This window comes from Bacillus sp. AP50, from assembly GCF_040492675.1.
Lineage (GTDB): Bacteria > Bacillota > Bacilli > Bacillales > Bacillaceae_G > Bacillus_A > Bacillus_A cereus.
In genome coordinates this window covers 1-10,964 of record NZ_JBEUTW010000376.1, presented here as the reverse complement: position 1 = coordinate 10,964, position 10,964 = coordinate 1, and the positions used below count along the sequence as shown (strand labels likewise).

Below are 10,964 nucleotides of genomic sequence, written 5' to 3'. Positions count from 1 at the left end.
CTTTATTTATAAAACACCCATTTAAAAAATGGATGTTTTATATTTTAATATATTAGGTGTAATATATAGTTTAAAAAAGCGGAATACTTTGCGGAAAGTTAAAAATATTTTTCGGATCATATTTCGCTTTTACTTCCATTAATCGGTCAAAGTTGCAACTGAAGTATGCATCTGGCCAATTTTTAATGGATAGGTCAGGCGTATTAACGTAGACACCTTTTGTAAATGGAAGCATCGCTAAGCGGAAGTCTTCAACCCATCGAATACTTCCAGCGGCACCTTCTGGTTGCTCCCAAGTAGCGAATATTGACATGTTTGATAGTGCTTTTCGGTAAAAGTAAGCAGTTGCCTCATTTGGCACCTCAGCAACAGCACCGCCTAATCCGTGGGAAAATATGGAGGTGGTAAAAAAGGGTAAGTTAAATCGTAATTTCTATTTGATTGCCTTCTGGATCACCTATTACACTTTCATAATAGCCATCTCCAGTAAAACGTGGTCCATTTAATAAAGGATAACCAGCATCTTTTATCACCTTTGTCAGTTCATTCACTCGTTCTTCACTACCGACAGAAAAAGCCATATGAGCATAGCCAGTTATGTTTAAATTAGGCTTATTTTCAACCCCTTTTTTACGCATAAGTTCAAGCCTTGCTCCAGATTCGAACGTAATAAAATAAGATTCAAATTGTTTCATTTCATTATGGTATAACGAGTTTGCTTTACCATTAAAGTATTTTATATAAAAATCACGCATACATTCTAAGTCATTTACCCAAATTGCGATATGTTCAATTTTCATAGGTTTCACCAATCCTATCTGTATCAATTAGGCTTCCACTGTATTAAATTTGCATTTGCATTGCAACAATTTTGCTTTGCTATTAAAGCTAGTTGTTAATTTTTGATTATGTACGTACATACAATATGTAATTAAGTGAATGACCATCATAGTAATTACAGAAAAGGGTGAATACAGTATATGAATCAATTTGAGCAAATGATGTACGTTGGTGTCATCATGTCTATTGTACTATCTGTAATGATTTTAGGGTCCTTATATTATAATCCTCGACTTTCATTAACTGATTATCCGAAAGATATTCAAAAAGTAGTTTTTCCAAAATCGATTCATGAAAAAAAGCAAACCATTTATTTTAATATTTTATATAATACTATTCTTTTCGGTACTCCTTTCATTTCTACATATATACTACATAAGCATGAAAAATTAATGTATATGGATGCCTATTTACACACTTTTGGTATTTTAATGATTTTCAATTTAGTAGATTTACTTATAATTGATTGGCTAATTTTTTGCTGGATTACTCCAAGGTTTGTTGTGATTCCTAGTACGGAAGGTATGAAAGGATATAAAGATTATAAGTTTCATTTAAGAGGGGCTATAGTCGCTACTCAAATTTTAGCAATCGTAAGTTTATTTTTGGCGGGAATTGCTACAACTATTTAGTGTGAAGAAGGGCATGGAGCTTTTATAAAAGATAAGGAGATTTATAATATATAGAATTAGAAATGAGAATTTGATAGTATTGGAGTAAGGAGTTTTAATAACAGTATATTAAACAATATTAATATACTGTTGCAAATGTTTTGATATTATGTAAGATTATACAATTTTACGAAGGCATTTGGTAAAATTCAAAAAAATTTAATGGAGGCTAATATGAAAAAAGTAATTGGCGCAGCAACAGCAACTGTTTTTGGATTGGGGGCGTTTACCACAACTGCTACCGCAGAAACAATTGTAACAGCAGATGTACTTAACGTACGTGAAAAACCGACTACAGAATCAAAAGTGGTCGAAAAAGTAAAGAATGGGCAAGAGTTAAAAGTCATAAATACCGAAGATGGCTGGTCAAAAATTGAGTTGAATGGTAAAGAAGTGTTTGTAAGTTCGGAGTTTACAAAAGATGTATATCATGTAACGGCGAATTTGTTAAATGTACGCACTGAAGCAAACACGGATTCAGAAATTCTTGGCAGACTAAAAAAAGATGATGTAATTGAATCAACGCATCAAGTAAAAGACGGATGGCTGCAATTTGAGTATAAAGGAAAAACTGCTTATGCAAACGTTTCTTTCCTATCAAGTACAGCACCAACTGAAAAGAAAACTGAAGAGAAAACGAAGCAAGTAGCGAAAGTACAAAAATCAGTTAAAGAAAAGAAAGAAGTAAAGACGCAGAAAGTAGCAAAAGCGAAAGAAACAACGAAAGCACAAGAAATAGTAAAGCCTAAAGAAGAGTTAAAAGTCAAAGAAGAAGTAAAAGTTAAAAAAGAAGAGAAAGCGCAAGAAATAGTAAAGCCTAAAGAAGAGGTAAAAGTCAAAGAAGAAGTAAAAGTTAAAGAAGAACCGAAAGTGCAAGAAATAGTAAAGCCTAAAGAAGAAGCAAAAGTCAAAGAAGAAGTAGAGGCAAAAGTCAAAGAAGAACCGAAAGCGCAAGAAATAGTAAAAGCTAAAGAAGAAGAACAAGCAAGAGAAATAGCAAAAGCTAAAGAAGAAGAACAAGCAAGAGAAATAGCAAAAGCTAAAGAAGAAGAGAAAGCAAGAGAAATAGCAAAAGCTAAAGAAGAAGAGAAGGCAAGAGAAATAGCAAAAGCTAAAGAAGAAGAACAAGCAAGAGAAATAGCAAAAGCTAAAGAAGAAGAACAAGCAAGAGAAATAGCAAAAGCTAAAGAAGAAGAGAGAGCGAAAGAAGCATCTAAAAACAACATACAGTCTGCTAAACGTGAATTAACGGTAGTAGCGACAGCGTATACTGCTGATCCAAGTGAAAATGGTACATATGGTGGACGCGTTTTAACTGCGATGGGGCATGATTTAACGGCAAATCCGAATATGAGAATTATCGCAGTTGACCCGAAAGTAATCCCATTAGGATCTAAAGTATGGGTAGAAGGTTATGGAGAAGCTATCGCTGGTGATACTGGAAGTGCAATTAAAGGTAATCGTATTGATGTTTTAATGGGTTCAAAAAGTAAAGCTATGAATTGGGGAAGACAAACTGTTAAAGTGAAAATTTTATAGTAACAATAATTATCCAAATAGAAGTCAGTTCTCTTTATTGAGGCTGGCTTTTATTTTTTTAGTAGAAGGATAATAGGATTTTTAAATGGCTTATTACTAAACCTGTAACAAAACATAAAAAATGTATGATGTTTAGAAAATAAAACTATTAAGAATGAGGTAAGGAAGTAGAACAGAAGTTTATTGAGAAGTAGAGAAGAGTAGTATGTTGAAAACGAAGGATTAACGTATAATGAAATGTATAAATTGGATCAAATCGTTTACTAAACACTGTCACTCATAATAGTGTAATTAAGTTCAAAGGATAGGTGTATTTCATGAAAGAAGTAAGAGAATATATTGAAATAAAGAAACAAGGTGTATTGGAGCTGCAAATAAAAGAAACTGAAGAAAAGTTAGGTGCTGCTTTCCCAAATCAATATAGGGATCTTATTAAATTAGTTAATAATGCTGAAATAGGGGAATGGGTACTATATCCGATTAAAGATAATAGAAATGTAACGAAAACTTGGGATGATATAGTTAGACAAAATGTTGACATGAGAGATGAGTATATTTCAGAAAACCTTATCATAATTGGTGACGATGGTTCAGGGGATAAATTGTGCTTTAAAATAAATAATGGAAAAATGGATGATCAAATATATATTTGGTATCACGCGGATGACGAAATGGAAGAAATATGTCCGAGTTTAAAAGAATTTATTATGGAAACTATTCAGGAAGACGATGCTTTTTAGTCTTAATTATTATCATTTTGTGAATCACTCTTATAAAAGGCGAGGATAGAATATGACAACAGAATTATATGGTGCACATTGCAAAGAAAGGAAAGGGTATAGAGTAATTGAAGGAAGAGGTTCATATAATCATTACTTTGGCGGTCAAGATTGTAATTTGCCAGTATGTAAGTTATGCGGTGAAAAGATGCATCAAATTCTCTGTTTTGATTTAAAAGATGGGAGACTTGCTGAACTTAAAAGTAATGAACTAAATATTTTACCATTCGTTTCATGTTTAAACTGCGCGATGGTATGGGAACCGCAATATTTTCAGTTAAGTGATGGAGGGAAAACTGTTCAAATCATACAGCAGCAAAATACAGAAGAATGGATAATGGAAGAGGAATATAAGTTACCAGTTTTATTACCAAAAACAACGGTAAAGCTTATAAATATGAAAAATGAAGATATACCTACAGATGAAGATAGTTACTGGGAAGCTTTTGACTTGTTCGGTTCTGAATATGTATGTAGATTATTAGGGGTACCGTTATATGATGATCTTCCAAAGGATTTGGCGTGTCCAACTTGTGCGAAAGAGATGAAATATGTTGCTACAATTACTCAAGATATTGAGGAACGTGGACTTATTTCAGTAGTTAATTTCCAGTTTGGGGAAATGAATATATACTATTATTTATGTATAGATTGTTCAATTATAAAAACTGAAATACAAAATACATAACAAGCCTAACATAATATGTTAGGCTTGTTTTTTGATCGCAACATCATTAAGAATTGCATCAAATATATCTTTTTGCGTAAAGTTATCTGTAAAAATAGTTTCTCTGGCAACCTTAATAGTATCGTGCGGATTATACCATTTTTGTAGGGAATCTTCACCAAATTCGTGTCGTTTGTCCCTTGTGTTATGTCGTCTAATAGTTTCCTCTAATGATAAATCAAAGTAATATGCAAATGCATTTTCATCAAAATAACGAATTAATTCTTTTAACATCTCACCATACCTATGACTGTTCAATATACCTTCTAAAATAACAAATTCACATTTTCCTTTTCCGTACTTCGTAATTTCAAATAGTAAATCATGTGATAAATTACCCATTGTATCGTGTACTCTAAGCATATCTCTACGTACAACATCCTGTGATACTAAAAGTGTCCCTTGTCCGAAATGTTCTTGTAGTTGTTTTGCAATCGTTGTTTTACCACTTGCGGAGTTTCCTCTAAGAATGATTAAAGTGGATGTAAATATAGGATTAGACATAATGTATTCCCCCAACAGTATTAATTATATAGAAAATTTTAACAAATGAAGTGAGGAAAGTGTATAATCAATATGATGGATATTTAAGGAGGGGGTAAGATGGGGGATATATTAAAAAATGCACAACCTATATGGAAACGGACTTGGTTTCGTTATCTAGGGGCATTTTTTATTGTTCAGTTACTGTTTATTTTGTGTGAAATCACTGCGTGGGCACCAAACTTTAGGCCAGGCGGAGAGTTTTTTAATAGAATATTAAATTCTCAATTTTTCACTGAATGGTTCACACTCTATACAATCCCGCAATTTAACGTATTTACAGCATTTTTTGCGATTACATTACTACCATATGCATTAGTAGGTGCAATGAAAGATGTAACAGCAAGAAAAAATATAAAGGAATAATAGAGGTATAATATGCTTTTTCAAAAAGAAGGTTTATTGATTAGATACGTAATGGAAGATGATGCATCTATCATTTCTAAATGGTTAACGGACCCAGCAGTCCTGCGGTATTACGAAGGACGAGATAATCCGCAATCTGTAGAAAAGGTGCTTGATCATTTTATACATAGTCCAAACAGTAATGAAAAAAGATGTTTAATAGAATTTGATACCATTCCGATTGGTTACATACAAATGTATCCAGTGGATTCAGAGTGGAAAGCGTTATATGGCTATAAAGAATCACAAAATGTATGGGGTATGGACCAATTTATCGGTGAACCAGCCTATTGGGGAAAGGGAATTGGAACAAAACTTGTTCAGGCAGCAATTACATATATTATGGGTGAAATGGGAGCAGAAGCAATTGCAATGGATCCGAAAGTAAATAATGAACGGGCAATAAAGTGTTATGAAAAAAGTGGATTTAAAAAAGTAAAGATTTTAAAGGAACATGAGTTGCATGAGGGGAAATTAGAAGATTGTTGGATGATGGAATATAAACAATAATAATGGCTTATACAAACAAAGGGGGATGTGTGAAATGAAAAAAGCATTAATCGTAATTGATGTGCAAGCGGGTATGTATACAGCTGGAATGCCAGTACATAATGGGGGAAAGTTTTTACAAACACTGCAAGAGCTTATTATGGAATGTCGTTCAAATGATATTCCAGTTATTTATATCCAACATAACGGTCCTAAAGATCATCCGTTAGAAAAAGGTACGGATGGATGGCGAATCCATGCGGCCATCGCTCCGCAAGAAGGAGATAATATAGTTGAAAAGACGACTCCAGATTCATTCCATAATACAAACTTAAGCGAAGTGTTACAAGAGAAAGGAATTGAACACGTTATTCTTTCGGGAATGCAAACAGAGTATTGTGTAGATACGACAACGCGCAGAGCATGTAGTGAAGGATATAAAGTAACGTTAGTGAGTGATGCACATAGTACATTTAATACAGAAGTGTTACGTGCTGAAGATATTGTGAAACATCATAACGCAGTATTGGGAGCGTTTGCGGATGTTGTTGAAGTAAAAGACTTAAAAGTGGCTGCCTCTAAATAAGAGGCAGTTTTCATTAGAAAAAATAGCGTCAAATACTGTTAGTAAGTCGGTATTTTGAAATAATCAATTATATAATTTCACGTACCATAATGAAAAAATACAAAAAAGGAGCACCACATAATTAAAAAGGGCGCTCCTGCATTAAAACGTTACTTTTTTTTATCTTTATCCAATATATTTTGTTCTTCAGCAAACTCTGTACCATATGCAAAGCGGCGATTAATACGAATGTTATCATTGTTGTGCCTTGTATGAGAGTTAGAGAAGCGATGAACGATTACTTCAGATAAAGTGAAGACGATGGCAGAAAGGATACTGCCCCATGCAATTTGCATATAGTTGTCTAATAAAATATTACCGAAAATCCATACGCTTAAATATGTTAATAAGAAATCCGACATAATGGCACCAGTATTGCCAATTCGATTTAAAATGATTTTATCAACGAACATGTAGGATACGATTGTAACAAAGAGACTGAATGAAATAATTTGGACAAACGTTGCAGGGAAAAATAAAGCAAGCCCAATGCTAAATGCGATAATGCACGATATAAACTTGATAAGCACTACTGTGAAATTATTCAAAATTTACACCTCCGATTTATACATAGTTTTTCAATAAATTCTGGAGTTCATACATTGTAACGGATTTATTTACATAAAACTTTTTCATGTTCGGAATTTAGTCTAAATATTATAAAAACAATGAAAAAATGTTATAGTAAAATGAGAGTGTATGACATTTTTAGGTAAGGGGGAATCCAGGATGTGGATTACTTCAGAAGTAGAAATTCCAGATGAGTTAATTGATCACCTTGAGCAAGGAAAGTTAGTATTATTTGTTGGAGCGGGAGTTTCTATGAAAGGGAAATCAAACTTACCGAATTTTGATGATTTAGTTGATGAAATTGCAAAAACGTTATATGTCGAAAAACGTGAAATAACAGAACCACATGATTATTATCTTGGTAAAATTGCGAAAACAAAAGATGTACATCAAGTCGCAAGAGATCTTGTTCATATAGAGAAATCAAAACCGAATCCATTGCATTATGCAATTCCAAGGCTATTTCCTTTAGATACAGATATCCGCATTGTAACAACAAATTTTGATCAACATTTTACAACAGCAATTAGAGAAATAAATAGAGATATCAATGTTTATTACGCTCCAGCTTTACCGACTGGGAGAGCTTTTAAAGGTCTTGCTTATATACATGGTAATGTAGAACAGGAGAAAGAGGCTTTAATTTTAACAGATGGTGATTTTGGAAGGGCTTACTTAACGGAAGGGTGGGCGAGAAGATTTTTAGTTGATCTATTCTCAAATTACACCGTTTTATTCATTGGATATAGTCATAATGACCCAGTAATGAAATATTTAGCAACTGGTTTACCACCAAGTACAAGACGATTTGCTTTTGTCGCACAAGGAGAAAATACGTACCACTGGGAACATTTAGGGATAAGACCAATTGTGTATCCGAATAAGGTGAATAATCATCAATCCCTCGTAAAAGCAGTAAAACGCTGGGCTGAATTAATGGGTGATAATTATATTACGAAAAGAATGCGTATTCGGGATATTGTAACGGTTCCCCCGTCAGTAGAACAGGAACAATTATCATACATAAAGCAATCGATTAAAAAAATTGAAACAGTACGTTACTTTGTGGAATTTGCTCATGATTATGAATGGGTCGAATGGTTAGAAGCAGAAGGTAAATTACAAAATTTGTTTATGCTTACGCCAAACTATAATGAAGTAGATGAATTACTTGCAGAATGGTTAGTGGAACAATTTCTTTTTAGTCATCAGAAAGAATTATTTCAATTAATTTATAAAAACTATTCTAAAATATCACCGTTATTATGGAGAACAATTTGTAACTACTTAAACGAAACGAAGAGTAAGATGGACCCGCTGTTGTTTGCAAGGTGGACACTCCTTTTATTAGAAACAGCTGAAAAAGATAGTAGCTCTATAGAAAAGATTTCTAAGTTACTGCAAAAATGTTCTTTTCCTGAGCATAAAGAAATTGCCTTATTGTTACTAACTTTTATTTTAGACGGAAAACTGAAGTTGAAACGTGTAAGAAAATGGGGGAATGATACGCAAGAATCAATAGAACTCGAGGAATCGAGTCGCTTACCAGTATCTACATTTTCTCATGTGGAGCAAATTTGGAACGAAAAGATGAGGCCATATATCGCTTATTATGCTGTTCCAATTATGATGATTGGATTAGAAAAATTGAGAATGTTGTCGTTAAGACAAACGGCACTGAAAAAAAGAAATAAGGAAAATGTAGAGAAAGAGTTTCATCAAAATGATCTTGCATTTTTAATACGAATTGTAAAAGAGTGTCTAACTTATTTATGCGAAAACAATGAAAAAAAAGCGGATTATTATATTACAGAAATGATAGAAGCAAATAGTGTACTTCAAAAGCGAATTGCAATTGATGCGATGAATAAAAATATTTTTGTTCGTGTAGATGACAAAATGAAATGGTTGTTACATGAAGGACTTCTTTTAGATTTCACTTATAAACACGAAGTTTTTCAACTTTTAAAAAGGCATTATGCACATTGTTTAGAAAAAACAAAAGAAGAAGTCACTCGAACTGTAATAAAGCATCTTACAGAAGAGAGGGTATTTGATGCATGTCTCGTATTAGACTTATTATTCAAGTGTGATTCGAATAGCCCATCTACGGCAAATGGGTATGAGTTAATGAAGCAAAAGCATCCTCATTTTCATTCTGAACGATACAGTGTACAAAAGAAAGAAGATACAGCAGAAAGCATTACTTGTAATGTAACTGCTGACGGATTATTGCAGCTGAAAGATGTTGAAATTATGAAGCAAGTTCAGCAATTTTCGCAAGATGGTGTTTTTGAACAACGCCATTTTTTAGAGATGTTATCAAAAGCATGTAAATTAAACACAGAGTGGAGTATTTCATTTGCATACCAATTAGTAGGAGTGCAAGAAATAAGTAATGAAGTATGGTTTGTTTGTATTAGAGAATGGCGAAATAATCGAGGATTGACGAATGAGCAAATCCAAAAAATTATTCCGCTATTGCAGAAATTTGTTAGAAATACTGCTTTTCATTGGTTAATTAGTAGTTTTCTATATGAAATTAGTAATCGACTAGAAGAGTTAGAAGAGAATAGTATACGTGTTGTAAAACGATTTGCTTTTTCAGTGTTCCCTCAAGTTATGAAGAGTGATACAGACTTTAAGCTTGGGAAACAAGATTTTTATAATGAATCAATTCAGCATCCAGTTGGAAAAATGACGGCTGTATTATTAAAGTTGTTATCATATGATCATTTATACGATCGTAATGTATATGAATATTTATTTTTATTTGAAGAACAAGTAAGAGTTAATTCGGAACGAACAAACTTTATGTTTGCTCGTTTAATAGCAGATATTACATTTCTATATCATATTGAAAAACAATGGTGCCGAAAATATTTGTTACCATACTTAGATTTAAAAAAACAAAATGAGATTACGGAATATGCATGGGCCGGCTTATGTTACACGCAAATAAATTTACCTTTATTTACAGAAATGAAGCGATTTATTAAGTATGCGATAGAACATTTGGAAGTATTACATCCGCATACGAGAGAAGCTTTCTTGAAGTGGCTTAGCTTTGTATTTATTAAATGTGTACTATATTGGGAGCAAAAAACAAATTGGTTATACCCGTTACTCATACTAGAAAATGAAGAAAATAAAATTAAGTTTATGCAGTTTTTATGCTATTACGTCAAAACATTAAGTGTAAAAGAACAACAAAAGTTTTGGACAGCTTGGCTCAGTGTATTTTTGCGAGAACGACCAAAAATGGGTGAGATAACTGCGAGAGAATATGTGATGCTTTTACGTATTATTTTATACATGGATGAAATATTAGAAAAAGGATTATGTATTATGTCTCGTGCATTTTCAAGTGTACATGGTAAATGTACAGGTGAGGAAATGAAGCGGTTATTGATTGAAATGCTTCATAAAAAAGAAAGTATGAAAGCGCATAAAGAAATGTTTGCAAATGTGTTTTTTATTTTACTACAAACATGTCACGAAGCCGTTTTATTTGAAAAAGAAATCATACAAATAAAAGAATTATTAGTTCAGTATGAAGTAGAGGAATATGTTTTACATTTACTAGAAAATGAAATAATTCGCATAGGAATTGTAATGGGTGATTTACAAAAAGAATTATAGGACGAAAGTGGAATTTAAAAAAATATATAAAAAGTTGTTGACAGTGTTTTGAAAAGCGTTCTATAATACGAATCATACTTATTCAATTTCAAAAACATTTGAATAAACAAAGTGCAATGAAGAGATCACAGTAG

Annotated in this window: 12 protein-coding genes; 8 read left to right on the top strand and 4 right to left on the bottom strand. The window is 32.6% G+C overall.

The annotated features are described in order from the left end of the window. Window positions 1-70: 70 nt before the first annotated feature. Both ABWK52_RS22800 and ABWK52_RS22795 read right to left on the bottom strand, forming a co-directional pair. The gene (locus ABWK52_RS22800) at window positions 71-361 is read right to left on the bottom strand and encodes a BBE domain-containing protein (RefSeq protein WP_025966090.1); all 291 of its coding nucleotides are present in this window, start codon (window positions 359-361) and stop codon (window positions 71-73) included. A 58-nt stretch (window positions 362-419) separates the two neighbouring features. Beyond that, window positions 420-800 (bottom strand): VOC family protein, encoded by a 381-nt coding sequence (locus tag ABWK52_RS22795; protein ID WP_000687533.1) that lies wholly within the window; start codon window positions 798-800, stop codon window positions 420-422. Between the two features lie 180 nt (window positions 801-980). On the opposite strand from ABWK52_RS22795, the gene ABWK52_RS22790 reads away from it, so the two are divergent. The 4 genes from ABWK52_RS22790 to ABWK52_RS22775 all read left to right on the top strand — a co-directional run bounded on the left by ABWK52_RS22790 (window position 981) and on the right by ABWK52_RS22775 (window position 4,517). After that, window positions 981-1,472, top strand: a complete 492-nt coding sequence (locus tag ABWK52_RS22790) for a hypothetical protein (RefSeq protein ID WP_001071234.1) — start codon at window positions 981-983, stop codon at window positions 1,470-1,472. Window positions 1,473-1,685: 213 nt separating this feature from the next. Beyond that, window positions 1,686-3,050, top strand: coding sequence for a cell wall-binding protein EntB (gene entB / locus ABWK52_RS22785; RefSeq protein ID WP_353772149.1), 1,365 nt, complete (start codon window positions 1,686-1,688; stop codon window positions 3,048-3,050). A 317-nt stretch (window positions 3,051-3,367) separates the two neighbouring features. Then, window positions 3,368-3,790 (top strand): SMI1/KNR4 family protein, encoded by a 423-nt coding sequence (locus tag ABWK52_RS22780; protein WP_061666495.1) that lies wholly within the window; start codon window positions 3,368-3,370, stop codon window positions 3,788-3,790. 52 nt (window positions 3,791-3,842) lie between these two features. Beyond that, on the top strand, window positions 3,843-4,517 hold the full coding sequence (locus tag ABWK52_RS22775) for a hypothetical protein (RefSeq protein WP_000206086.1): 675 nt from the start codon (window positions 3,843-3,845) through the stop codon (window positions 4,515-4,517). An 18-nt stretch (window positions 4,518-4,535) separates the two neighbouring features. Here ABWK52_RS22775 and ABWK52_RS22770 read toward each other — a convergent pair whose 3' ends face one another. Next, window positions 4,536-5,060 carry a kinase gene (locus ABWK52_RS22770; protein ID WP_000070081.1) on the bottom strand — a complete coding sequence of 175 codons (525 nt, stop codon included), beginning with the start codon at window positions 5,058-5,060 and terminating at the stop codon, window positions 4,536-4,538. Window positions 5,061-5,159: 99 nt separating this feature from the next. On the opposite strand from ABWK52_RS22770, the gene ABWK52_RS22765 reads away from it, so the two are divergent. The 3 genes from ABWK52_RS22765 to ABWK52_RS22755 are packed head-to-tail and all read left to right on the top strand — an operon-like array spanning window position 5,160 to window position 6,579. Continuing rightward, the gene (locus ABWK52_RS22765; RefSeq protein ID WP_000502338.1) at window positions 5,160-5,465 is read left to right on the top strand and encodes a YfzA family protein; all 306 of its coding nucleotides are present in this window, start codon (window positions 5,160-5,162) and stop codon (window positions 5,463-5,465) included. Window positions 5,466-5,477: 12 nt separating this feature from the next. Then, complete coding sequence (locus tag ABWK52_RS22760) at window positions 5,478-6,014, top strand: GNAT family N-acetyltransferase (RefSeq protein ID WP_000898772.1); 537 nt, start codon at window positions 5,478-5,480, stop codon at window positions 6,012-6,014. A 34-nt stretch (window positions 6,015-6,048) separates the two neighbouring features. Further along, the gene (locus ABWK52_RS22755) at window positions 6,049-6,579 is read left to right on the top strand and encodes a cysteine hydrolase family protein (RefSeq protein WP_044797280.1); all 531 of its coding nucleotides are present in this window, start codon (window positions 6,049-6,051) and stop codon (window positions 6,577-6,579) included. Between the two features lie 149 nt (window positions 6,580-6,728). Here the strand turns inward: ABWK52_RS22755 and ABWK52_RS22750 are convergent, their stop codons facing one another. After that, complete coding sequence (locus ABWK52_RS22750; protein WP_098280451.1) at window positions 6,729-7,166, bottom strand: YndM family protein; 438 nt, start codon at window positions 7,164-7,166, stop codon at window positions 6,729-6,731. Window positions 7,167-7,347: 181 nt separating this feature from the next. Between ABWK52_RS22750 and ABWK52_RS22745 the strand changes: the two genes are divergently transcribed. Further along, window positions 7,348-10,830, top strand: coding sequence for a DUF4020 domain-containing protein (locus ABWK52_RS22745; protein ID WP_141536737.1), 3,483 nt, complete (start codon window positions 7,348-7,350; stop codon window positions 10,828-10,830). Window positions 10,831-10,964 lie beyond the last annotated feature (134 nt).